18 protein-coding genes are annotated in these 23,898 nt (G+C 55.4%); 16 read left to right on the forward strand and 2 right to left on the reverse strand.

All coding sequences use genetic code 11. The features are described 5' to 3' along the window. Positions 1–163 precede the first annotated feature (163 nt). The 9 genes from Q0336_RS01570 to Q0336_RS01610 all read left to right on the forward strand — a co-directional run bounded on the left by Q0336_RS01570 (position 164) and on the right by Q0336_RS01610 (position 13,886). Complete coding sequence (locus Q0336_RS01570; protein ID WP_298524790.1) at positions 164–1,468, forward strand: sigma-54 dependent transcriptional regulator; 1,305 nt, start codon at positions 164–166, stop codon at positions 1,466–1,468. Next, complete coding sequence (locus Q0336_RS01575; protein WP_298524794.1) at positions 1,452–1,979, forward strand: LptE family protein; 528 nt, start codon at positions 1,452–1,454, stop codon at positions 1,977–1,979. Before Q0336_RS01570 ends, Q0336_RS01575 begins: the two co-directional genes overlap by 17 nt. Further along, positions 1,980–2,645: a hypothetical protein gene (locus tag Q0336_RS01580; RefSeq protein WP_298524797.1), complete on the forward strand. Its 666-nt coding sequence runs from the start codon at positions 1,980–1,982 to the stop codon at positions 2,643–2,645. It begins immediately after the preceding gene. 8 nt (positions 2,646–2,653) lie between these two features. After that, the gene (gene secG / locus Q0336_RS01585; protein ID WP_298524800.1) at positions 2,654–3,046 is read left to right on the forward strand and encodes a preprotein translocase subunit SecG; all 393 of its coding nucleotides are present in this window, start codon (positions 2,654–2,656) and stop codon (positions 3,044–3,046) included. A 408-nt stretch (positions 3,047–3,454) separates the two neighbouring features. Further along, the gene (locus tag Q0336_RS01590) at positions 3,455–3,994 is read left to right on the forward strand and encodes a 30S ribosomal protein S16 (RefSeq protein ID WP_298524803.1); all 540 of its coding nucleotides are present in this window, start codon (positions 3,455–3,457) and stop codon (positions 3,992–3,994) included. Between the two features lie 176 nt (positions 3,995–4,170). Next, positions 4,171–7,296 (forward strand): TonB-dependent receptor, encoded by a 3,126-nt coding sequence (locus Q0336_RS01595; RefSeq protein ID WP_298524805.1) that lies wholly within the window; start codon positions 4,171–4,173, stop codon positions 7,294–7,296. A 672-nt stretch (positions 7,297–7,968) separates the two neighbouring features. After that, a complete protein-coding gene (locus Q0336_RS01600; protein WP_298524808.1) occupies positions 7,969–10,395 on the forward strand; it encodes an outer membrane beta-barrel protein in 2,427 nt (808 codons plus the stop codon). Positions 10,396–10,409: 14 nt separating this feature from the next. Next, the gene (locus Q0336_RS01605) at positions 10,410–11,507 is read left to right on the forward strand and encodes an OmpA family protein (protein WP_298524811.1); all 1,098 of its coding nucleotides are present in this window, start codon (positions 10,410–10,412) and stop codon (positions 11,505–11,507) included. A gap of 99 nt (positions 11,508–11,606) precedes the next feature. Further along, positions 11,607–13,886: a GH92 family glycosyl hydrolase gene (locus Q0336_RS01610; RefSeq protein WP_298524814.1), complete on the forward strand. Its 2,280-nt coding sequence runs from the start codon at positions 11,607–11,609 to the stop codon at positions 13,884–13,886. Positions 13,887–14,329: 443 nt separating this feature from the next. On the opposite strand, the gene rsmA is transcribed toward Q0336_RS01610, so the two are convergent. Further along, positions 14,330–15,121, reverse strand: coding sequence for a 16S rRNA (adenine(1518)-N(6)/adenine(1519)-N(6))-dimethyltransferase RsmA (rsmA, locus tag Q0336_RS01615; RefSeq protein ID WP_298524817.1), 792 nt, complete (start codon positions 15,119–15,121; stop codon positions 14,330–14,332). Positions 15,122–15,224: 103 nt separating this feature from the next. On the opposite strand from rsmA, the gene Q0336_RS01620 reads away from it, so the two are divergent. From Q0336_RS01620 to Q0336_RS01640, 5 genes are all read left to right on the forward strand, one after another. Further along, positions 15,225–16,286 carry a lysylphosphatidylglycerol synthase transmembrane domain-containing protein gene (locus Q0336_RS01620; protein ID WP_298524820.1) on the forward strand — a complete coding sequence of 354 codons (1,062 nt, stop codon included), beginning with the start codon at positions 15,225–15,227 and terminating at the stop codon, positions 16,284–16,286. 30 nt (positions 16,287–16,316) lie between these two features. Continuing rightward, positions 16,317–17,771 carry an aminoacyl-histidine dipeptidase gene (locus tag Q0336_RS01625; protein WP_298524823.1) on the forward strand — a complete coding sequence of 485 codons (1,455 nt, stop codon included), beginning with the start codon at positions 16,317–16,319 and terminating at the stop codon, positions 17,769–17,771. 45 nt (positions 17,772–17,816) lie between these two features. Beyond that, on the forward strand, positions 17,817–18,704 hold the full coding sequence (gene fabD, locus Q0336_RS01630; RefSeq protein WP_298524826.1) for an ACP S-malonyltransferase: 888 nt from the start codon (positions 17,817–17,819) through the stop codon (positions 18,702–18,704). A 961-nt stretch (positions 18,705–19,665) separates the two neighbouring features. Next, positions 19,666–20,334, forward strand: coding sequence for a hypothetical protein (locus Q0336_RS01635; protein ID WP_298524829.1), 669 nt, complete (start codon positions 19,666–19,668; stop codon positions 20,332–20,334). 87 nt (positions 20,335–20,421) lie between these two features. Beyond that, entirely contained in the window at positions 20,422–21,252 is an 831-nt protein-coding gene (locus Q0336_RS01640; RefSeq protein WP_298524832.1) for a hypothetical protein, read from the forward strand. A gap of 399 nt (positions 21,253–21,651) precedes the next feature. Here Q0336_RS01640 and Q0336_RS01645 read toward each other — a convergent pair whose 3' ends face one another. Then, positions 21,652–21,816: a hypothetical protein gene (locus tag Q0336_RS01645; RefSeq protein ID WP_298524835.1), complete on the reverse strand. Its 165-nt coding sequence runs from the start codon at positions 21,814–21,816 to the stop codon at positions 21,652–21,654. 155 nt (positions 21,817–21,971) lie between these two features. Between Q0336_RS01645 and Q0336_RS01650 the strand changes: the two genes are divergently transcribed. Further along, complete coding sequence (locus Q0336_RS01650) at positions 21,972–23,057, forward strand: type I asparaginase (protein WP_298524838.1); 1,086 nt, start codon at positions 21,972–21,974, stop codon at positions 23,055–23,057. A 29-nt stretch (positions 23,058–23,086) separates the two neighbouring features. Further along, positions 23,087–23,896: an MBL fold metallo-hydrolase gene (locus tag Q0336_RS01655; RefSeq protein WP_298524841.1), complete on the forward strand. Its 810-nt coding sequence runs from the start codon at positions 23,087–23,089 to the stop codon at positions 23,894–23,896. Positions 23,897–23,898: the final 2 nt, after the last annotated feature.

Genomic DNA, 23,898 nt, shown 5'->3' on the forward strand with positions numbered 1-23,898 from the left:
GTAGGTCGGTGAGGCGACCCACAGTAGGTTTTTTCGGCGACCTACCGTAGGTCGTCAGAGCCCCTCTTGAGTAGGGCGCTGGAGCAGGCTTGGGAAGAGGGGGCTTGGGAAGCAGTAGTCAGTGAACTTGTGTATCTTTGTGCGACAAAATGACAGACTATAGATGAGCATAGATATTCAGCAGATCAAGCATCGCTTTGGGATCATCGGAAATAGTCCCTTGCTCGACCACGCTATCCGCACCGCCGTGCAGGTAGCTCCCACGGATATGTCCGTGCTCGTGATCGGGGAGAGTGGGGTAGGGAAGGAGAACTTCCCCAAGATCATCCATCAGAATAGCGTCCGCAAGCACGGCCCTTATATAGCGGTGAACTGCGGGGCGATCCCTGAGGGGACGATCGACTCCGAGCTCTTCGGGCATCTCAAGGGTTCCTTCACAGGAGCGATCACCGACCGCAAGGGGTACTTCCAAGAGGCTTCGGGTGGGACGATCTTCCTCGATGAGGTGGGTGAGCTCCCTCTCTCGACGCAGGCTCGTCTGCTGCGTGTGCTGGAGACGGGCGAATTTATCCCCGTCGGTGCTAGTCAAGCGCTCAAGACTGATGTGCGCATCGTCGCTGCGACGAATGTCAATCTGCAGGAAGCCGTCGAACGAGGTCGCTTCCGTGAGGACTTGCTCTTCCGACTCAATACGGTACCCATCGAAGTGCCCCCCTTGCGTAGTCGTCCGCAGGATATTCCCCTCCTCTTCCGCCTCTTCGCTTCGCTGAGTGCAGAGCGCTATCACATGCCTCCTCTTCGTCTGACCCCCGAGGCGACGAAGCTCCTAGAGGCTTACCGTTGGCCTGGTAATATCCGTGAGCTACGCAATCTGACCGATCGTATCAGCGTCCTCGAGGAGGAGCGTACGGTGACGGCAGAGACCGTCGAGCGCTACTTGCCTAAGGCTCCTACCATAGATTATCACCCCGCCCTCCGTCAGCAGGCTGTCCTTGGCGAAGAGGCTACTTCGTTCGCTAATGAGCGAGAGATCCTCTATCAAGTCCTCTTCGATATGAAGAAGGATATGGCTGAGATGAAGGGCCTCGTCGCTGGGATCATGCGTGGCGATGTCAAGGTGCCTTCCACCGCCAAGCACGTAGACTATACGGCCGTAGACCCTCAGTCGGTGCATGTCTCCAAGGGGCTTAGCCACGGGGAGGACTTCCCAGGCTTCCTCGCTCACCCCGCTGATTATACCCCCGTGGAGGAGGTCGTCGAGCTCCATCCTACAGCCCGCCCCGCCATCGAGCATAGCGAGGTGTCGGACTTCGAGGAGCAACCCCTTTCGCTCGAAGAAGCGGAGCGCAGTATGATCCAAGCAGCTCTAGCTCGCCACGGAGGTCGCCGTCGTAAGGCGGCTGAAGATCTCAAGATCTCCGAACGTACCCTCTACCGTAAGATCAAGGAATATGGACTGGAAGAATAAGCTACATATAGTACTCATCTCGCTCCTGAGCTGTTTCGTCTTCTCTTGGGCAGGCTGTAGTATCAGCTACAGCCCCAATGGAGGTGCGCTCGACTACACTCAGCTCAAGACGATCTCCATCGGTGAGGTCATCAACAAGGCACCCATCGTCTACCCGACCCTTGCTCCTACCTTCACGGAGAAGATCAAGGATTACTACATCAGCCGTACACGTCTAAGCCTCGTACCACAGGCGGGTGACCTCGAGCTCAACTGTACCATCACGGGCTACGATCTGACTCCGATGTCGGTCGGTCAAGATAACTTCGCCGAGCGAACCCTCTTCACGGTGACCATGCAGGTGAAGTTCGTCAATCGAGTCAATGAGAAGGAGAGTTTTGATCGGAGCTTCAAGGCTTATCGAGACTTCCCCCGTAGTCAGCCCTTCGTCCAAGTGCAGGACGATCTCCTGAGAGAGATCACGGATGACCTACTGAAGCAGGTCTATAATGCGACTGTGGAGAACTGGTAGATGACACGAGACGAACTCTACGGCTATCTGGCCGATCCCAAGCGCCTAAGTGCTCAGACTCTAGAGCCCATCCGACAGCTCTATGAGTCTTATCCTTACTGCGCTCCCTTTGCCTTCCTCTATCTATATAATCTGTCGTTGACCGATGATGTCCGCTATCCCTCGGAGCTGCGCCGACTCTCGGTCTTGCTCCCCGATCGGGAGCGACTCTTCCAGATGGTCGAGGGGGAGCGCCCCGCCTTTGCCACCCTGCCGCAGGAGGAAGCGGGAGAGGATGCGTTTGATCTGATCGATCACTTCCTCGAGGGAGCTCGCTCCTCGGGTGAGGATCTCCCAGATGCGCTCCATTTCGAAGGAGCGAGCGAAGCGATGGATTACTTCGCCGAGGAGGAGGCGCTTTCGCTGGTGGGCGAGGGACTGGATCCGCTCCTAGAGCCACAGCCCGCTTCTCAGCCTGCTCTCCAGCCCCAGACGACCGAAGAGCCTGCCCCCGAAGAGCTGCTCTCAGAGACCCTCTCGAAGATCTATATTCAGCAGCAACATTATGATAAGGCGCTGAGGATCATTCGGTCACTGAGTTTGAATTATCCAGAGAAAAATCGTTTCTTTGCAGACCAGATACGCTTCTTGGAGCGCCTAATCGAGCATAATAAATCCACAAACTAGTATAAGACATGTTTTACCTACTTACGGTACTGATCCTCGTAGCGTCCATCGCCTTGGTGCTGCTCGTCATCGTACAGAAGTCTAAGGGAGGCGGCCTCGCTTCACCCTTCGCTTCGACGAACAACATCATGGGGGTACGCAAGACGACCGACGTACTAGAGAAGACTACTTGGTGGCTCTTCGGCATCGTCGCTGTGCTCTGTATCGTCTCTACTCACTTCCTCGGGACGGGTACGGACGCTGCAAGCAAGACCCAGCAGACCCTCGAGCAGAATGCAGCTAAGGGTGCTGCTCCTACGGCTCTGCCTGCCCTCGGTGGCGGTGCAGCTCCTCAAGGGCAGCCCGCTCCTGCAGCTCCTGCTACTACCAGCGAAGCTCCAGCAGAGACTCCCGCTAAGTAGTCTGCGAGCCCTAGCGCTCTCCCTTTAGATAAGAGAGAACGCTCGTGAGCCCTCCATCCATACAGAGAGAAGGCATACACTCTAGCGATAGAGCGTATGCCTTCTCTCTTGTTTGTGGGCTAGTCGTCTTCGCCCCTGATCGGGGGCGGATGTCGGATTAGTCTCAAGGGGTGAAAAAGAGACCTATGGTAGGTCGCCGAAAAAACCTACTGTGGGTCGGTCAACCGACCTACCGTAGGTCGCCGAGGCGACCCACAGTAGGTTTCTTTTTGGCCTGCTGTAGGGGGCGATTTCGCTAGACTATTCTCCGAGGGAATATCCACTAGACTAGAAGTTAAGCTTTTATTGCGTATCTTTGCACCCGACTAATGCAACGATGCAGAAGGTTCTAATTATTTTACCGATTTAATGGCAACTAAAATCCGTTTACAGCGCCACGGTCGCAAGGCTTATGCCTTCTACAAGATCGTTATCGCTGACAGTAGAGCGCCACGAGATGGCAAGTTTATTGAGAAGATTGGTACCTACAACCCCAATACCAATCCTGCCACAGTAGATTTGGACTTCGAGCGCGCTTTGTATTGGCTCAACACTGGTGCCCAGCCTACGGACACCGCTCGTAGCATCCTCTCTCACGAAGGAGTACTGCTGAAGAAGCACCTCCTCGGTGGTGTAGCTAAGGGTGCCTTCGATCAGGCTACGGCAGATGCTAAGTTCGACGCTTGGAAGGCTAAGAAGGATGGTCTCCTCGGGAACATCCGTGAAGGTCTCGCTAAGAGCAAGGCTGCTGCTGCTCAGGCTGCACTCGAAGCTGAGCAGGCTGCCAACAAGGCTAAGGCTGCCGCTGTAGCTGCTAAGAAGCTTGCCGAAGCTGAGGCTAAGGCTGCTGCTGAAGCTCCTGCAGAAGGCGAAGAAGCTCCAGCTCAGGAAGAAGCTGCAGCTGAATAAGTCGATCCTCGTCTCCGTATAGAGATGTCTCCGACATAAAAATAGCGGACGCTCGTCCTTCACCTTACGAGGTGGAGCGATGAGCGTCCGCTTATTTTTTTGTCTTCCATGTCATTATCCACTATTCACACTCACATCTTGGCTACCTCGTGTAGCCGTAAGCACACACAAAGCGTATGAAGAAGTATCTACTTCGTCTCTTTACCTTCGCCTTGCTGGTCCTTGCTACTCCCGCTCTCTGGGCGCAGGTGACTACATCGGCGATCAACGGGACCATCACGGACCCCGCTACTAAAGAGGCTCTCATTGGCGCCAGCGTTGTCGCCAAGCACCTGCCTACGGGGACTACCTATGGCGCTGTCACCAACGTCAAGGGGAACTTCAGCATTGTAGGTATGCGCCCAGGTGGCCCCTACACTCTGACTGTCTCCTATATCGGCTACCAGTCCGTGAAGCTCGAGAATATCCAGCTGGCTCTGGGCGAAACTGAGACTTTCAATGTAGAGCTCAAGGACGATACCAAGCAGATCACCTCGGTCGTCGTCACCGGCTCTAAGGGGAATAAGTTCAACGCTCAGAAGACGGGCGCTGGGTCTAACTTCTCCCGCCGTAATATCGAGCGTGTCCCTACCGTATCACGTAGCCTCATGGACATCGCTAAGCTCACCCCTCAGTCCAACGGGAGTGGCTCCTTCGCTGGGGCTAATAGTCGCTTCAATAGCTTCCAGATCGACGGGGCTGTGAATAACGACGTATTCGGTCTCGGGGCTTCAGGGAAGAATGCGATCTCGCTCGAAGCTATCGACGCTCTTCAGGTCGTCATCGCTCCCTTCGATGTCCGTCAGTCGGGCTTCACGGGTGGCGGTATGAACGCCATCACCAAGTCAGGGACGAATACCTTCCACGGATCGGTCTACGACTACTATCACAACCAGGACTTCTACGGCACGACTGCCGGTAAGGATGTCAAGGTGCGTAAGAAGCTCGACAAGCAGTATGAGAATACGGTCGGCTTCACGCTCGGCGGTCCTATCGTCAAGGACAAGCTCTTCTTCTTCGCCAACGGTGAGTATGTCAAGCAGGTGAACCCTTCGACCTACATCCCAGGGGAAGAGAACTCTAAGATCACCAAGGAAGAAGCTGAAAAGGTAGAGGCTAAGCTCAAGGAACTAGGCTACGACGGTGGTGGGTACACCTCTCGCAGCATCCCTAGCGAAACCTTTAAGGGGCTGCTTCGTCTGGACTGGAACATCAACGATGCTCACCGTCTGACGCTGCGCTACAGCCACATCGACGACAAGCCTTATATCTTCAGCAATAGCCCAACGCGTGTCAAGTTCTACAACACGGGCTACTTCAAGAGAAGCGTCACCAACACCATCGTAGCTGAGCTCAACTCCAAGCTCACCTCTACGCTCTCCAACGAGCTTCGTGTGAGCTACAGTGGTATCCGTGACAAGCGCTCCTTCAACGGCAAGCCCTTCCCCTTCGTCTCCATCGACCTCGGGAACAGCCGTCAGATCCAAGCTGGTGTCGACCAGTACACGCCAGCGAACGAACTCGATCAGGACATCTACTCCCTGAGCAACAACCTCATGCTCAACCTCGGGGACCATACCCTGACCTTCGGGACGCACAACGAGTTCTTCCGCATGCGCAATCTCTTTATCGCGAACCTCTACGGAAGCTATGAGTACCGTGACCGCGTCGTCGGTAAGGATGCGCAGGGTAAGAACATCATCCGCAACGGGATCGATGACTTCCTCGCTATCGGTACCCCTCTGGAAGTAGGTCCATCAAACTTCTACCTCTCTTCAGTCAATACTGCTGTCACGGGTGTAGATCGCTGGGCTCCTGTCTTCCACGCTGGTCAGCTTGGCTTCTATGCGCAGGATGACTGGAAGGTCAACTCAAAGCTGCGCCTGACTTACGGTCTGCGTGTCGATATGCCTTTCTTCATCGAGCGTCCTACGGCCAACGATGCCTTCAACAACTCCGACATCGCTAAGCAGTATGGGGTCAAGAATCACTACCTACCTCCTCTGCGTCCGCTCTTCTCTCCTCGTCTAGGCTTCCGCTATACTATCGACGAGCAGGGCCGCTACATGCTCCGTGGGGGTACGGGTGTCTTCACCGGACGTGTACCCTTCGTATGGATCTCGAATAGCTTCTCCAACAGTGGTATCGAGTACGCTCGTACGGCTCGCTTCAAGAAGGATGCGAACGACAACGTACGCTTCGCTGCTGATCCTACTTCTCCTAGATTCCAAGCCAACGCACAACCAGGATCCAGTGAGATCGATATGGTTGGCTCCGACTTCTCTTACCCACAGGTTTGGCGCTCGAGCCTCGCTTTCGAAGCTCGTCTACCTTGGGGGATCCGTGGTACCCTCGAAGGGATGTACACGAAGACCCTCAATAATATCCGCTACCAGGATCTAGGGCTGAAGAAGACCTCTGAGATCGTCTATTCCTCTGGAGAAGTACGTCCTGTCTACACCCGTCAGGAAGGGAATAAGTACTCTAACCTCATTCTGCTGAGCAACTCCAACAAGGGGTATAGCTACAACATCACCGCTACCCTGAGCAAGGACTTTGGTCATGGGCTGGATGCTTCGATCGCTTACACCTTCGGCGAATCTAAGGTCGCTAACGACGGGCTTTCTTCGCAGGCTGCTTCGAACTGGAAGTACAACTACTCTACCGATATCAACGGGGATGAGCTCTACTACTCCAACTTCGACATGCGTCACCGCTTCGTCGGGCAGCTCAACTACCGCGTCGAGTATGCTAAGCACTTCGCTACGACGATCGGTCTGATCTACAACGGTCAGTCAGGTCCTCGCTACTCCATCCTCTCCTACACGGACCTCAACGGGGATGGTGAGCGCAACGACCTAGCTTACCTGCCTGAGAAGGCTACTACGGACAAGCGCTCGGCTATGAGCTACGAAGACTTCCTGGCTAAGAACCCAGACATCGCAGCTTACAAGGGTAAGATCGTCCCTCGCAATGCGCTCATGGCTCCCTTCATTCATAAGTTCGACCTCCACTTTGCTCAGGACTTCTTCCTCCAAGTATCGGGCAAGCGTCACACCCTCCAGCTCAATGCCGACATCATCAACGTAGGCAATCTGCTGAACCGTGGCTGGGGTATGGAGCCTTACATCAACTACAGCAGCATCACTCCTATCTCAGGGGCAAACTCAGATACCTTCTCTATCTCCACGCCTAATCCTTGGACGTATGGTGATATCTCCTCTCGCTGGAGAGCTCAGGTGGGTATCAAGTACACCTTCTAGAGACACGGGCCCACACGGGCTTAGCTAAGACCCACGGGGCAGATCTCCTATCTGGAGGTCTGCCCCGTGTCCGTTTGTGGAGGGTCTGTCGCTTGGGTAGGGGAGCTGTGCCTGTGTAAGGGCAAGAAGGAAGGGGCCGCAAGCACTACTGTTGCCTCCCGAGAGGCACTACTGGAGACCCCGAGGAGGTAGCAGTAGTGCCCCTCGGGTGTTGCTTTTAGGAGCATTTCGGGAGTTGCCCTCTTGCCCAGATAAGGCTTATCCTTTTGCCTTTATTGGATCCAACGAGAGTTTAGGCCTCCTTTATCTAAGGTGTGTTGCTTAAGGAATAGAAGGGAAAAGAAGGGGATTTCCTTGCCTTATGCCTTTGGGCTAGTCTTTGCTTTTCCTGGCATTCTCCATGGAGGAAGCCTTCGTTTCTCCATGGGTGAGTATTCTCTATCAGTATGGTTTAGGGGGAGGGAGGAGTGGTGTAAATTTTATATCTTTGTTGTAGATTTTTACACGAGAGAAGTGGTTTCTTAGGGCAAAGGTTGCCCTTGTACCTGCTGATCTCACTTAAGGCCAAATAATAATATCACAGCGAGAAGGGTTCTACCTTAGGCCCTTTGTAGACTCCATCAGCTTGCTTCGGCGAGCTTCTCGATGTATAATCCGCTAAACAAATAGAATATGAAGAAACTATCATTAGTCCTTTCTGCGGCGCTCCTCACTGGGATTGGCAGCCAGGCTCTGGCTCAGGTTCAGGATGTGAGCTTCACCGTAGCTCCTGTTGCTGGCTACACGCACTGGGATAAGAAGCTCAACCTTGGCGATGCTCCCTACTGGGGTGTCCGTGCAGGCTTCGGCTTCGGTCCTCTCTTTGAGGTCCGTGGGCTCTATGAGCGTAGCTTTGACCTCAAGGGCAAGCTTCAGTCCAAGGAAAACCCAAAGTGGCTCCAGGACTGGGCGGACAAGCTTGAGGAATCTAATGTCGATATTACCCGCTACGGGGGTGAGCTGAAGCTCAACCTCTGGTCGAACGCCTTCCTCACTCCTTACCTCACTGCTGGTGGTGGTGTGATGAAGTTCGCCTACACGGGTAAGAGCGCAGCAGGTCTGCCCACCGACTACAAGGAAGAGCAGATCTACGGAGCAGGTGGTCTGGGGCTGAAGTTCAACCTCGGTCGCCGTGTCTCGCTCTCGTTTGAAGGGAAGGATCTGATCTTCAACGTCAATCAGAACAACCGCTATCTCGCTGAGCCCGCTAGCGCAGGCAAGCAGCTGCACAACTGGACGGGACAGGCTTCACTTGATATTTATTTCGGGGGGAGTACCTACCGCCCTACTGATGCCGTCTCACGTGCTTACCGTAACCTCTATACGGGTGGCTTCCGTGGGCTGAAGTTCGTCCTCGAGCCTGGAGTGGCTTATGCTGACTTCGCACAGGCTACGGGTCTGGAAGATCAGTGGTTCGTCGGGGGATCGGCAGGAGTAGACTTCTCCTCCATCTTCGGTCTCCGTGGTTTCTACTACGCAGCTACGAAGAAGCCAGGTACGCTGGACCTGAACCTCAACAACGAACTCCGTATGTATGGGGGGAACTTCCTAGCACGTCTGAACATGCCCCTTGGCCTCACTCCTTACCTCAACCTTGGCGCTGGGTATCTCGAAGTCACCAAGAAGTTCGTCCCCACGATCGCAGGGGCTGAACCTAAGAGTGGCCTCTTCCTCTTCGGTGGTGGTGGTCTTGAGATCCCCCTCCACAAGTACGTAGCCCTGCATGGGAGCATCAACGCTATGCTCACCGAGCGTGCTAATCCTGACATCACCAAGGTGACGGATCCCGCTGATGTGAAGGTCAGCACCTTCTATCAGGCAGGTGTACGCTTCAACTTCGGCCGCTCTAGCCGTGATGGTCGTGCCCTCTACCAGAGCTACAGCGATGCACAGACGCAGAGCGAAGTGGCTCGTCTGCAAGAGGCGAACCTCGAGGAGCTCAACGCTCTGCGTGCTCAGTACGACAGCCGTATCAAGAAGCTCAATGCTGAGCTCGCTGAAGCTGTCTCCCGTAGAGACACGGTCACTGTGACCCGCGTCCTTCAGGAGAAGAGCGAAGTCAACAGCCGTATCTCTGACGTAGAGAATCAGACGACGCAGCTCGCTATCCAGCCTCAGCCTGCCTATGTCGCTCCTGCCTACGTAGCACCCGACCAGCGCTCGGTGACCCTCACGAAGGCTCAGTTCGATCTCCTCGTGGATCAGGTCGTCAGCGACCTCAAGCGCACGAAGGCTGCGCCTGTCTCTGCTCCTGAATTCTCAGGCAGCAGCTTCTCCGATCTAGACAAGATCCTCCTGCTCAATGCGCTCTATCGTAGCCCCTACGCTCAGATGCCTATGCAGCAGCTCCATCCTTACTACCACCAGCAGCCACAGGCTTGTCCTAGCCAGCAGGCTCAGCCACAGGTCGCTTCTGCTGACCCTGCTAAGGTAGATGCCAATATCGCTCTGATCAAGCGTATGGATCAGGTCATCGATCGTCTCGACAATCTCGCTCTCCAGCAGGCTGCACCCGTGCAGAAGGAAGTGAAGAGCTCCTCTAACGATCGCTTCACTGCTACCGAAGAACTCCTTCGTGATAGCCGTGATCGTATCGTCGTAGCTGATCGCAAAAAAAACGGCACGATCTATGCTCAGGAAGTGAAGGTCAAGAAGGCAGAGGATATCTTCTTCTTCAATCGCGCTTCTCTCTTCGTCGGGCCAAACTTCGGGGATGACACGCAGCTTAATGTAGGCGCTCGTGCTTACCTCCAGCTCCGTAATACCAACTTCGACCTCGTCCCAGATGCCTATGTAGGTCTGCTCGGTGACAAGCTCGGCTTCGGTGTCAATGCCAACCTCATCTACAACCTACCTTCGTTCTTTGACGGGGCTATCGCTCCTTACCTCGGTGTAGGGCTTGGCTTCAACAGCACGGCTACCGAAAGCCGCTTCCTCCCCAACTTCGTCATCGGTACGACGCTGGGTAAGGTGCTGGGTGGTCGCCTCTTCGCCGACTATACAGCTCGTGGTCTCGTCCGCAATCATCAGATTGCCGTTGGCTATAGCTTCCACTTCTAATGCTAGGACGATCTATGAAGTCGTTTCTGCTAGCTCTCTCCATGCTTACCCTTGGCTCTGTAGCTTCGGCTCAGAGCACAGGGCAGGCACGAGGCTCGGAGCTCTCTTCAGCTGACACGCTCATCACCCTCTCGCAGGACGAACTCCTGCGTGCGGTACGTGCCGTCGCTGAAGCTCGCCTAGCCGCAGAGGCCCCTCAGCGGTCTCAGACGGCTGTCGGCCTCTCCGCCTCAGACCTTCATGTCCTCAAGCTCCAGCTCTTGCTCAATGCACTGGGGCTTGGTGCTGTCCCTCCTGCTCAGCCTTTCGTGCAGGCTCCTCAGCCAGCTCAGATGCCTCAGTCAGGGTCTGTGAACTATCTCTCGCTGCACCCGCAGACGGTGATGCCTTCAGCCCCTGCTCCTCAGACCAATGACGCTCGTCTGGATCGCCTCGAGCAACTGATCCTCCTCATGCTCCAGCAGCGTGCTACTGGTCGTGATCCACTGGTCATCCCCAGTGCTCAGGAGAAGCGCTCGCAGAGCTCTAGTCGGACAGCTCCTGCGCAGCTCGCACAGCCTCTGGCTCAAGAGGCTCCCGCTTCGAGCAGCGACTCTCTACTACGTGTCCTCCAGCAGGAGCTCATCGCCCTACGTGAGGCTCAGCCGAAGCAGGCTCAGCAGCCTCAGGTGATCATCCAGCAGGTCCCCGCAGCTACGCCAGCCGTAGCGCCTACACCTGCTATTCCCGCTCAGCCTCTAGTGAACGCTGCTACCCCTGCTCCTGTCTCGACGGTAGAGGTCATCAAGACGGTATCTTACTTCAAGCGCCAAGTCTTCTTCGCTGTCGGCAAGAGTTCGCTCCTACCCGAAGCACGCCTGACGCTCAACGAAGTCTACCGAGTGATGTCCGCCGACCCCGAGATGAAGCTCTACCTCACGGGCTATGCTTCCCCAGAGGGTAATGCTCTGCGCAATGAGCTCCTCTCGCGTCAGCGTAGTCAGGCAGTCCTAGACTACCTCGTGGCTTGCGGGATCAGCCCCGACAGACTGATCAGTACTGCTGGTGGTGTAGATCGCACTACGGATCTCAAGGGTCTGGCTCGCCGTGTAGATGTCGAGCTCAAGAAGTAAGCCTGAGACGTACACCCTTTTCTTCTGACAAAGCCCCATCTATCCAGCTGATAGATGGGGCTTTTTCGCTATCTTTGGTTGTATATAAGTACTCCAATCATGCTTTATAAGACTCGACTTCTATTTGCCACACTGATCCTGGGTGGTCTCCTCTTCGGTTGCTCGGCGGCGGGGATACGCAATACCTCCAAGCTCGACCCGATTGACTGTGTCGATCCCTACATGGGGAACATTAGCCACCTCTTGGTGCCTACCTATCCCACGATCCATCTTCCCAATGGGATGATGCGCGTGCATCCTCAGCGCACGGACTTCGCTAGCGAGCAGATCGCAGGCCTGCCCGTCTTGTTGACTTCCCACCGAGGGGTCTCGGCCTTCAGCATCAGCCCACGACGAGAGATCACGGATGTCGTCCCTCAGGTGACGAACTACAGCTACGATAGCGAGCGAGTGCGCCCTTACCTCTATGAGACCTACCTCGTCGAGCCCGAAGTCAAGGTTGAGTATGCCCCTTCGTATAGGAGTGCGATCTATCGCTTCGACTATGAAGGGAGTGAAGGAGGACGACACCTCGTCTTCTCTACAAAGGATGGCGAACTGGTAGCGTCGGGTAAGGCTGTCTTTGGCTACCAGCAGCTCGAGGACTCCACCCGTGTCTATGTCTATGCAGAGACGGATGTAGAGCCTACGGAGCGTGGACTACGTGATCCCAAGACGGGGCATATCTATCCGATGACGGGTGTAGTGCGTGGAGAGACCCTCAGTCTCTCCTTCCCCAAGAAGACCGTCTCACTGCGCTACGGGGTCTCGTACATCAGTGTCGAGCAGGCTCGGCGCAATGTCGAGCAGGAGATCCAGTCCTTTGAACTTGGTCTTGTCGCTAAGTACGGACGCAACGAGTGGTCCAAGGCTCTTGACAAGATCCAGCTGGAGGGCGGGACCCCCGAAGAGCGTCGAGTCTTCTATACCTCGCTCTACCGCACCTATGAGCGTATGATCTGCCTCTCGGAAGATGGTCGCTACTGGAGTGGCTTTGACAAGAAGGTGCATGAGGACGAAGGTGTGCCCTTCTACACCGATGACTGGCTGTGGGATACCTACCGTGCGACGCACCCACTACGTATCCTCCTCGACCCCGTCAAGGAGCAGCAGATGCTCACCAGCTATCTCCGTATGGCAGAGCAGAGCCCCGAGGGTTGGCTCCCCACCTTCCCCGAGGTCACGGGCGATACTCACCGCATGAACGGGACGCATACCATCGCTACCTTCGCCGATGCCTATGTCAAGGGGGTTACGGGCTTCAGCCTCAGCGCTGCCTATCAAGCTTCGAAGAAGACCCTCGCTGAGAAGTCCTACCTGCCATGGACGCGCCGTAAGAAAGGCGAGCTCTCTAAGTTTATGGATGAGAAGGGCTACTTCCCTGCACTTCGCCCTGGGGAGCGGGAATATGTGCCCGAGGTGACGCTCTGGGAGAAGCGCCAGAGTGTGGCGGTGAGCCTAGGTGCTGCCTATGACTATTGGTGTCTGTCGCAGCTGGCGAAGTTCTCTGGTCACGACGGGGAGCATGCAGACTATCTACGTCGCTCTTATGACTACCGCAAGCTCTTCAACTACGATAAGGGCTTCTTCCACCCCAAGGATCGCCGTGGCCGCTTCATCGAGCCCTTCGACTACGAGCTCTCTGGAGGTCTCGGAGCACGTGACTACTATGATGAGAATAATGCTTATACCTACCGCTGGGATGTACAGCACAATCCTGCGGATCTCATCTATCTGATGGGCGGGCGTGAACGCTTCATCTCTCTTCTGGACGAGACGCTACGCACTCCGCTGAGTAAGTCGAAGTGGGAATTCTACAGTCAGCTCCCTGACCAGACGGGCAACGTAGGGCAGTTCGCTATGTCCAATGAGCCCAGCCTCCATATCCCTTACCTCTATAATTACGCAGGGGCACCTTGGCGTACACAGCGACTGGTGCGTAAGCTTATCGACACATGGTTCCGCAGTGATCTCATGGGGATGCCCGGTGATGAAGACGGTGGCGGTATGAGTGCTTTCGTCGTCTTCTCGATGATGGGGATCTATCCAGTGACCCCAGGGATGCCTATCTACAACATCGGTACGCCCTTCTTCTCTAAGATGACCCTTCGCCTAGCCTCTGGCCGTACCTTCGTCATCGAGGCAGAAGGTGCTTCGTCGGAGAACAAGTACATCCAGAAGGCTACGCTCAATGGGAAGCCCCTTGATCGTCCTTGGCTGCGTCACAGCGAACTTGCTGCTGGTGGGAAGCTCGTCTTCACCATGGGCCCCCGACCCAATAAGAGCTGGGGAGTAGCTACCCCTCCTCCTTCGGCTGAACGTGTCGAGCTGACGAAGTAGTCCGCTCAGCTACCGACGCTCGGTAATACCACACATAAGAAGTCCTCCCCCCAAGCATCATGATGCTTGGGGGGAGGACTTGCTGTATCTGGAGCTACGCCTTGGGTAGATGATTTCCGTTAGTTCTACCCGTCGGTAGAGGGCTCTAGGAGACCACCAAAAAGGACCCTACGGTAGGTCGCAATTAAAACCTATAGTGGGTCGGTCGACCGACCTACCGTAGGTCGTCGAGGCGACCCACAGTAGGTTTCTTTTTGCCCCTTCGGTGGACTCCACTCCGAAGGGGTGAGTTCTTCCCTCGACAGGGTATGTTTTTTCCCTTAGAGAGAAGAACTGACACATCGCTCTTGATCTCGCTTTGGTAGAAAGAATACGGGCTCAGATGATCTTCATCTGAGCCCGTGACTTGTATCGGGGATTTGTGTCAGAGACGTTTCGAGGGACTAAGCCTTGCGCTGATGCTCCTCGAGTAAGCGCGTCAGCGTGACGAACTGCTCGACACCGAGCTGCTCGGGACGCTTGGAGAAGATCTCCGCCGTGTAGCCCGTGTAGTCCGCTCCGAATAGAGGCTTGAGCGAATTGCGCAGGGTCTTGCGCCGCTGGTTGAAGCCCGTCTTGACGACCTGCTTGAAGAGCACTTCGGAGCATCCGAGGTCGGTGCGCTCGTTGCGGATGAGGCGGATCACACCGCTCTTGACCTTGGGGGGCGGGTTGAAGACATGCTCATCGACGGTGAAGAGGTATTCGACATCGTACCAAGCTTGTAGCAGGACACTGAGGATGCCGTAGTCCTTGTTCCCTGGGGGCGAAGCTAGACGCTGGGCCACTTCTCGCTGGAGCATGCCCGCACAGCAGGGGATACGCTCCCGATAGTCGAGCATGCGGAAGAAGATCTGTGAGGAGATATTGTATGGGTAGTTCCCGATGAGGCAGAAGGGTGCATCCCCAGGGAAGTAGTCTTCGATGGGGATCTTCAGGAAGTCCCCCTCGATGATGCGTCCCTCGAGGGCGGGGAAGTGAGCTCGTAGATAGGCTACCGACTCGGTGTCGATCTCGATGACGTGCGTGTCGTAGCCCTTCTCTAGGAGGAACTGCGTCAGTACCCCCATCCCAGGGCCGATCTCCAGCACGGGTAGGGTGCTGTGCGAGGCGATGCTATCGGCGATACGCTCGGCGATGGAGAGATCGGTGAGAAAATGTTGGCCTAGAGCTTTCTTCGCTTTAACTTGCTGCATGGCTGATAACTAAAAACTTATTACATTTGCTAAGACTAAAGTAGTACATTTTCTTATAGTAGCTAAGAAAGCACGCGCACAGCACCACCCCGTCATCGGGGCGATGACCGACAAGACGAGTGCCTATCGAATGAAGATCAATCCTACGCTGAAGTCCATCCTCTGGATCGTCATCCCCTTACTCTTAGGCGGGCTGGGCTTCTATGGACTCTATCGTGATACCGACTGGAATGAGCTGATCCACACGCTCCGTACGGGAGTGAACTATCCGATCCTCATCTTCAGTCTCCTCTTCGGGCTGATGAGCAATCTCTTCCGGGGACTCCGCTGGGAGCTCCTCGTTCGCCCGATCGTCACAGACGGAGCTCCTCCTCGTCGGATCAATGCGATTTGCACCGTCCTAGGCTCCTATACGGTCAATATGGGGATCCCTCGCTCGGGGGAAGTCTGGCGCTGTATCGAGATGGAGCGCCGTGAGGATCTCCCCTTCGCAGGTCTCTTCGGTACGCTCATCGTCGATCGCTTGACGGATATACTGATGCTGGGGCTGATCCTCCTAGTGATCATCCTCTCCTCTACAGAGTTCTTCATCGGGTATGTCGAGAGTCATCCAGAGCTGATGGCCTCGCTCCAGAGCTTCCTCCATTCGCCTTGGTTCCCACTGCTTGTGCTGACTGGGCTCATGGGGCTCGGGATCTTCATTTGGCTCTTGCGCTCTCGTCGCTCCACGAGGCTCGTGCAGTTCTTCCTGCATATAGGTCGAGGGATGCTGAGCATCCAGCGAATGCCTCACCGAGGTCGCTTCCTCCTCTTGACTCTCCTCATTTGGGTCGGCTACTTCTGCTACTTTTACTTTGCGCTCTTTGCCTGCGAGAGCACACGAGATCTACCCTTGTCGGTGGTTTGCATCGCTTTCGCCATGAGTAGCATGTCCGTCATCGTGCCCGTACAAGCAGGCATGGGCGCATGGCATGCGGCAGTGATCATTACCTTTACTACCTTTGGGATGGCGGCGCAGCCTGCTAAGGATGTCGCCTTCATCGTGCATACAGCCCAGACCCTCTGGATCACCTTCGTGGGGCTCTGCGCTATCATCGCTCTACCGATCATCAACAGACACTACACCCGGGTGCGCACGGCTCAGCCCGATACTCCCGCAAACTAAACTCATATTCACCCTAATCACCCATCGACTATGGCTGCTGAAATCAAGACTCTTGCTCCTCAAGCAGTGTGGAGCTTCTTCTACGATCTGACACAGATCCCTCGTCCCACAGGCCATACGAAGGCCTCCGAGGAGTACGTCCTTGCTCTAGCCAAGCGCCTCGGCCTCGAAGCCCTGCATGATGCTACGGGCAATGTCCTCGTTCGTAAGCCTGCTACCCCAGGTCTCGAGGATCGTCCCATCGTCACGCTCCAAGCGCATCTGGATATGGTGCCTCAGAAGAATAGCCATATCGAGCATGACTTCACTAAGGATCCTATCGATGCTTATATCGATGGGGAATGGGTGACGGCCCGAGACACTACCCTCGGTGCAGACAACGGCATCGGTGCTGCCTACGCTATGGCAGTGCTGGCAGATCCTACACTCAAGCATGGTCCGATCGAAGCACTCTTCACCATCGACGAAGAGGTCGGTATGGTTGGAGCTAATGGTCTTCAGCCTGGCTTCTCCAAGGGCGATATCCTGATCAACCTCGACTCCGAAGACGAAGGACTTCTCTTCGCTGGCTGTGCAGGGGGGATCGATGTCAATGTTCGCCTAGAATACAAGGATCAGGAGCCCGTCCCCCAGGGGGATATCGCCGTGCGTATCGCCTTGACGGGTCTTCGTGGTGGACACTCGGGGATGGATATCATCCTCGGCCGTGCCAACGCCAATAAGCTCCTCGCTCGCTTCCTCAAGGAGGCTATTGCCAGCTACGGGGCACGCCTAGCGCAGTTCGAGGGTGGGACGGCACGCAACGCTATCCCTCGTGAAGCCTATGCTCTGGTGACCATCCCCGAGGCAGATGCCGATGGACTCTGGGAGCTCGCTTCGGACTACCTTGATATCTTCCAGACCGAGTACAAGGGTATAGAGGACTCTGTCAGCCTAAGCCTTGAGCGAGTAGAGCTACCTCAGACGGTAGTGCCCGAAGAGATCCAAGATGGAGTCATCGGAGCCCTTGATGCTTGTATCAATGGGGTACAGAGCATGCTCACCGAATTCCCAGGCATCGTCGAGTCCTCGACGAACATGGCACGTGTCACGATCGGTGGAGGACTCTTCACCGCTACCTTCTTGGTACGTAGCTCCTCAGAGAGCCGTAAGGACTACGTCGCTTCTCAGATCGAGAGTGCGATGAATCTAGCAGGAGCAGAGGTTGAGTTCGCAGGTGGCTACAATGGTTGGGCACCTAATGCTTCGTCCGCTGTCCTGCAGACTCTGCGCCGTGCCTACGAGGAAGTCATGGGTAAGTCTCCCGAGATCACCGTCGTCCACGCTGGTCTAGAGTGTGGGATCATCCAAGGGGTCATGCCCGACATGGATATGATCTCCATCGGTCCAGATATTCGCTCCCCCCATTCGCCCGACGAGAAGGTACACATCGCCTCGGTCGCACGCACTTGGGATGTCCTGAAGAAGGCATTGGAGCTCGTCTAATCGTATACCAAAACCCTAAGTATATCACCAACTAGAAATTAGTAAATGAGTAAAACTGCTTATGTATTCCCCGGCCAAGGTGCCCAGTTCGTGGGTATGGGGAAGGAGCTCTATGAGAATCATCCCTTAGCTAAGGAGCTCTTCGAGAAGGCCAATGACATCCTCGGCTTCCGCATCACTGATATCATGTTCGCTGGTACGGACGAAGAACTCAAGCAGACCAAGGTCACTCAGCCTGCGGTCTTCCTCCACTCGGTCATCCGTGCACTTTGCCTCGGTGACGAGTTCCAGCCCGACATGGTCGCTGGTCATTCGCTGGGTGAATTCTCTGCGCTCGTAGCTGCTGGAGCTTTGAGTTTCGAAGATGGGCTGCGTCTCGTCTCCAAGCGTGCTCTAGCGATGCAGCAGGCCTGCGAAGCTAACCCTGGGACCATGGCTGCTATCCTTGGTCTTCCCGATGAGAAGGTCGTCGAGATCCTCAAGACGATCGAGGGTGGGGTAGTCATCGCTGCCAACTTCAACTGCCCTGGTCAGCTCGTGATCTCGGGGGATGTTGATGCCGTTGAGCGTGCCTGTGAAGCGCTCAAGGCTGCAGGTGCTAAGCGTGCCCTTCGTCTCAATGTCGGGGGTGCCTTCCACTCGCCTCTGATGGAGCCTGCACGTGCTGAACTTGCTCAGGCGATTGAGGCTACGGAGTTCCATTCTCCACGCTGCCCCATCTATCAGAATGTCCCTGCTCATGCAGTCAACTGCACGCACGGCATCAAGAAGAACCTCATCGCTCAGCTGACGGCTCCCGTACGCTGGACGGAGAGTGTGCAGGCTATGGTCGCTGATGGTGCTACCCGCTTCGTCGAAGTAGGTCCTGGCGCAGTCCTTCAGGGTCTGGTCAAGAAGATCGCACCTGAAGTGGAGACCGAAGGCAAGCAGTAAGCTCCCTTCCTCCCTAATATACCTCACCGCCCGACTGTCTCCCTTTCATGGAGATGGTCGGGCGGTGTCGTTTATAGGGGGATAGGACGAAAGGTTCGAGTGTCACTTCCGCTTCTTTTGTTCTTTCGGGAGGGTTGTGGAGGAAGGAGAAAGGAGGGATCTCCGAGAGGGCGAAAAGAAACCTACTGTGGGTCGTCGATGCGACCCACGGTAGGTCGGTCGACCGACCCACAGTAGGTTTTTTCAGCGACCTACGGTAGGTCGTTTTTAAGGGGCTCCGAAGGACCGTCCAGAAGCACTCGAAAAGGAAGGCTTCTGACGGGTAGAAAGGTCGGGGAAGACGAGCCGTGATGCTCGTCCCCTCCCAGTCGGTGTTTGCCTTCCCCGAGCTGAGCTGGATGAAGGGCTTTTCTGAGGTCGTTTTTCCTTGCTCTTGATGCTCCTTCCGCTGAGGCTTATCCCCGATGGCTTTCTACGATCTTTTGTAGAAGGAAAGGCAAGAACTTGGGGGCTTCAAGGTGCAAAAGTTAGGTGCGTAAAAGCTTCTAAATGTGTTGGATGTGAATGTAAGTATTGTTTTCTATATTTGCGGTATAGATCGTGCGTGAGGAGCATTGGTTCTTGCTCTCAAGGCTTGAATGGAAGGTTCGATCCTAAGGCTTCTGTGCATGTCTACGATGTTGAATCATTTAGATCGAACGAGCATCTTCATCACCAAGCATCCTAGCGCAATCAATTGGGCGGACTGAGGGCTACCTCCCCACGTCTTCCCTTGTCTCCCACGCAATCTCAATACATACATACGATGAACTCAAGAGCGAAACTATTCATAGCGCTTGCCCTCCTCATGCTGGGGATAAGCGCTTGCAGCAGTAAGGCTAACCCTCCCGAACCAGGTAGGATGGAAGGCCTCATCTTTCAGTACTTCCCTAGAGAATGTACTCGGATCTTGACTCTGCCGATGGAGACGAGACGACAAGCTGCTTCCAGCTCCTCCTACTACGATGATGTAGTCGTCGGCGAAGAAGGTGTAGAGGCAAGGAAATTCCTCTACTGGCTGATGACGGGGGCGGGCGACCTCGATTCCCTAGAGCTCCACTACTCAGAACTGCGGGGCAGATTGTACGAAGAGATCTATCACAGGGATCATTTCAGGGCGGAGCTTGCTCCCAGTATCCCCCCGCTGGAGTCTCAGCTCTTCGATGACTACAGGCTCGCAGGTACTAAAAGCAGGAGAATGCAGTCGTCCTCCTCGATAATACCTGAGCCCAATCTAGAGCCTTGGGAATATCGTGTGACAGGAGTCAAGGACTTCAAGATCATGGCCCTCACACCGCTCTTTGGCCTCCCTGCAGAGACTTCGCTCAATCACTTCTTTACGTTCCATGAGTTCAAGCCCAAGCAGATCATCTCCCACGAATCGAAGAGGCTCGTCTGGGGCTATCGGAGTCAGGATCGAGTGACCAGCATTGCTCAGTGGCTCTCCATGCGCCCGACGGCTCAGCCCGTGATGATGCTTCGGCTGAACACCATGCCTCAGGAGGTACCGGTGAAGACCCGCCTCGTCACGATCCTCACCACGACGGAGGGCAAGGAACTCCGTGATACCCTCCAGGTGCTCCTCAAATAAGCATTCCGAATAAGCTAACTCGATCAACTGGGAGCTACGAGACAAGACTGTGCCCGTAGTCTCCTACGTAATCTCAATGCACAGACTATGAGCCCAAGATTTAAGCTATTCACTGCGCTTGCCCTCCTCTTCTCTCTGGGCATCAGCGCTTGCAGCAAGGCAAATGTAGAAGAAGATGAAGAGCCCTTTGGTGGGACGCACTTCCATTACTTCCCCAGAGAATGTACTCAGATCCTGAGCCTGCCGATGAAGACGGAGCAGACGGTAGACTATGCAGGGAGAGTCAATAAGCGGGATGTAGTCGTCGGCGAAGAAGGTGTGGAAGCAAAGGACTTCCTCTACTGGCTGATGACCGGCGCAGGTGACCTCGACTCCTTAGAGCTGTATTACTCTAAGCATCGAGGGAGACTGTATGAGTACATCTACCATAAGGCTGATTTTAAGCCTCAGCTAGCTATGGGGATCCGCCCGCTAGAGAAGGAGATGATTAGGGACTACAGGATCGGTATCGCAGGTCCAGATGCGATGAAGCCTTCCGAACCAGGGATATTGGATATGAATCTAATGCCTTGGGAGTATCGTGTGACGGGAGTCAAGGACTTCAAGATCATGGCCCTCACACCGCTCTTTGGCCTTCCTGCAGAGACTTCGCTCAATCGCTTCTTTACCATCCATGAGCTAAAGCCCAAGCAGATCGTCTCAAGCCAGTCGAAAAGGCTCGCCTGGGGCTATCGGAGCAAGGATCAAGTGACCAGCATTGATCAGTGGCTCGCTATGCGTCCGACGGCTCAGCCTGTGATGATGCTCCGACTGAACACGGTGCCTCAGGAGGTGCCCGTGAAGACCCGCTTCGTTGCGATCCTCACGACGGAGGATGGCAAGGAAGTCCGTGATACCCTCCAAGTTCTCCTCAAGTAAGAACTGGAGCAAACGACTAAGCTCAAAGACTTAGTTTCTAGGTCGTTAAGGTCGGCCGTCTGACCCTGGGTTGCTAAGCGTCTCCGCCCTTCGGCAGGAGGTGAAGTTCTACTGCGTTTCATAGTCAGCTCCCCGAGGATTTGTTCCTTGGGGAGCTGACTGTTTTTGGGGCAGGGTGTGCGTGTAGAATGGAGCGGAGTAGGAGTGTGCTCTTGTGGGGCTCAACTACGGGCGGGAAGAGGGCTACCGAGAAGGGCAAAAAGAAACCCACAGTAGGTCGTCGGTGCGACCCACGGTAGGTCGGTCGACCGACCCACAGTAGGTTTTTTCGGCGACCTACGGTAGGTCGTTTTTGGGGGGCTCCGAAGAGCGGCTACAGAAGGGGACGTGTGCCCTGAGTTATTGGGCGAGGAGTGCCGATCGGGTAGGGACTAGGACGCTGAGGGGTGGCACCTTGGTGATCCGTCTACCTTTCTTAGGAAGCTCGGGTAGAGCATCAAGCGAAGGAGAAGTTCCCCAGTTGATAATTAGCTCTTTGGGAAGGCTTCCTGAGTGGTGGCGCATGTGCTCCTAGAAGTCTGCACCTTTGAACAGTATGCCTTCATATTATTGTTATCTTTGTCTAGAGAGAATTATAGCGGATCGGATGCCCCCTCGTGGAGGGGAGGTTGTACAAGCCTGAGCTCCTCCGCACCTTGCCCTAACGACTACACTACAGCATGGCTGCACAGCGAGTATCCATCCTCCTCGTCTATACCGGAGGCACGATAGGTATGGTAGAGAACCCCGAGACGGGGGCTCTTGAGCCATTTGATTTCAATTACCTTCAAGACAATGTCCCCGAGCTTCGCCTCTTGGGCTGTGATATATCGAGCGTCGAGTTCTCGCCCCCGCTGGACTCTTCGGCCATCACCACCGAACACTGGGTGCAGCTGGCACGAGTCATCGAGGAGCACTACGAGGACTATGATGGCTTCGTCATCCTCCATGGGACAGACACGATGGCCTACACAGCGTCGGCCATGAGCTTTGTCTTCGAAGGGCTCTCCAAGCCTATTGTCTTCACGGGCTCTCAGCTCCCCGTGGGGAAGCTCCGTACCGACGGCAAGGAAAATCTCATCACAGCCATCGAGATCGCAGCTGCACGAGATGAGGCGGGTCGCCCTCGTGTGCCCGAGGTCTCACTCTTCTTCGAGAACTATCTGATGCGAGGTAATCGCACGAGCAAGGTCAGCGCCGATCAGTTCAGCGCCTTCGAGTCGTACAACTATCCTCACCTAGCTTATGCGGGGATCGAGATCCGCTACCATGATGCTGTGATCGCTAAGGCTCCCGTAGGCAGGACACTCTCTGTCCTCCCGCACTTCGATCCGAATGTAGCTGTGCTGAAGCTCTTCCCTGGGATCACCCGTGGAGTCGTAGAGGCCGTTCTCTCCCTCCCCACGCTCCGAGGGGTCGTGCTGGAGACCTTCGGTAGTGGCAATGCACCGATGCTCCCATGGTTCCTCGACGCTCTTCGGGCAACAGTCGCCCGTGGGGTCGTCATCGTCAATGTCACGCAGTGCGTCACTGGCTACGTGGATATGATGCGCTATGAGACGGGGATCCTCCTGCAGAAGATAGGGGTCGTCAGTGGGCGTGATGCTACGACGGAAGCCGTCCTCACCAAGCTGATGTACCTCCTTGGTCAGGGCTTCAGTTCGGAGGAGGTCGGACAGCTCATGGCTATCCCCCTCAGAGGCGAGATGAGCCTCGATCAAGAGATGGAAGGCTTCTCTCGTGAGACTTCTATCTACCGCCGCTAAGACTAAGCTTGCATACTCTATAGATACAGATGATCAGGTTCATGTGTCTCTCCAGCGGGAGCAGTGGTAACTGCTACTATCTGGGAGACGAAGACGGGGGCTTCCTCATAGACGCTGGGATCCCCATTCGCACCATCACTAAGACACTCAAGGCTGAGGGCATCACCCTAGACGGAGATCACCTCCGTGGGGCGATCGTCACGCACGACCATGCCGACCATATACGCACCATTGGGGTCGTCGGCGGAGTCTATCACTTGCCGGTCTATGCGACTCGGCTGGTGCATGACAGCATAGCGCATAGCCGCTTCGTCCAAGATCCGATAGGTCCATCACGCCGAGATATATCCATCCGTGAGCCCTTCACGCTGGCGGGCTTCACCATCGAAGCCTTCCCCGTACCCCATGATAGCGCTGAGAATGTCGGCTACCACATCACTAAGGGGGACTTCAGCTTCACGCTGGCTACGGACGTGGGGCACGTCACGGATATCATCGAGGACTACGTAGGCCGTGCCAATCACGTAGTACTCGAGGCAAACTATGACCGTGAGATGCTTCGCTCGGGGAGCTACCCCGAGTTCCTCAAGGGACGTGTGTCTTCTCCACTGGGGCACCTGTCGAACGATGAGGCAGCCGAGCTCCTCAGTCGTGTCTACCACCCTGGGATGAAGAACGTATGGCTCTGCCACTTGAGTAAGGACAATAACCACCCCGACCTCTGCTGGAAGACCGTCGAGCAGCGCCTCTTCTCCGAAGGGATACGCGTCGGCAAGGACTTGGCTCTCACAGCCCTGCGCCGCACCACAGCATCTCCGATGTACCTGCTAGAGCTCTAGAG

It is taken from the genome of uncultured Porphyromonas sp., assembly GCF_938039215.1.
Taxonomy (GTDB): Bacteria; Bacteroidota; Bacteroidia; order Bacteroidales; family Porphyromonadaceae; genus Porphyromonas.

Excerpts from the sequence above, each read along its gene's own strand:
- Q0336_RS01590 (WP_298524803.1), top strand. The coding sequence starts at position 3,455 with ATGGCAACTAAAATCCGTTTACAGCGCCACGGTCGCAAGGCTTATGCC.
- Q0336_RS01575 (WP_298524794.1), top strand. The coding sequence starts at position 1,452 with ATGGACTGGAAGAATAAGCTACATATAGTACTCATCTCGCTCCTGAGC.
- Q0336_RS01625 (WP_298524823.1), top strand. The coding sequence starts at position 16,317 with ATGGCTGCTGAAATCAAGACTCTTGCTCCTCAAGCAGTGTGGAGCTTC.
- Q0336_RS01640 (WP_298524832.1), top strand. The coding sequence starts at position 20,422 with ATGAGCCCAAGATTTAAGCTATTCACTGCGCTTGCCCTCCTCTTCTCT.
- Q0336_RS01650 (WP_298524838.1), top strand. The coding sequence starts at position 21,972 with ATGGCTGCACAGCGAGTATCCATCCTCCTCGTCTATACCGGAGGCACG.
- Q0336_RS01645 (WP_298524835.1), bottom strand. The coding sequence starts at position 21,816 with ATGCGCCACCACTCAGGAAGCCTTCCCAAAGAGCTAATTATCAACTGG.
- Q0336_RS01570 (WP_298524790.1), top strand. The coding sequence starts at position 164 with ATGAGCATAGATATTCAGCAGATCAAGCATCGCTTTGGGATCATCGGA.
- fabD (WP_298524826.1), top strand. The coding sequence starts at position 17,817 with ATGAGTAAAACTGCTTATGTATTCCCCGGCCAAGGTGCCCAGTTCGTG.
- Q0336_RS01620 (WP_298524820.1), top strand. The coding sequence starts at position 15,225 with ATGACCGACAAGACGAGTGCCTATCGAATGAAGATCAATCCTACGCTG.
- secG (WP_298524800.1), top strand. The coding sequence starts at position 2,654 with ATGTTTTACCTACTTACGGTACTGATCCTCGTAGCGTCCATCGCCTTG.
- Q0336_RS01605 (WP_298524811.1), top strand. The coding sequence starts at position 10,410 with ATGAAGTCGTTTCTGCTAGCTCTCTCCATGCTTACCCTTGGCTCTGTA.
- Q0336_RS01635 (WP_298524829.1), top strand. The coding sequence starts at position 19,666 with ATGGAGACGAGACGACAAGCTGCTTCCAGCTCCTCCTACTACGATGAT.
- Q0336_RS01600 (WP_298524808.1), top strand. The coding sequence starts at position 7,969 with ATGAAGAAACTATCATTAGTCCTTTCTGCGGCGCTCCTCACTGGGATT.
- Q0336_RS01655 (WP_298524841.1), top strand. The coding sequence starts at position 23,087 with ATGATCAGGTTCATGTGTCTCTCCAGCGGGAGCAGTGGTAACTGCTAC.
- rsmA (WP_298524817.1), bottom strand. The coding sequence starts at position 15,121 with ATGCAGCAAGTTAAAGCGAAGAAAGCTCTAGGCCAACATTTTCTCACC.
- Q0336_RS01610 (WP_298524814.1), top strand. The coding sequence starts at position 11,607 with ATGCTTTATAAGACTCGACTTCTATTTGCCACACTGATCCTGGGTGGT.
- Q0336_RS01595 (WP_298524805.1), top strand. The coding sequence starts at position 4,171 with ATGAAGAAGTATCTACTTCGTCTCTTTACCTTCGCCTTGCTGGTCCTT.
- Q0336_RS01580 (WP_298524797.1), top strand. The coding sequence starts at position 1,980 with ATGACACGAGACGAACTCTACGGCTATCTGGCCGATCCCAAGCGCCTA.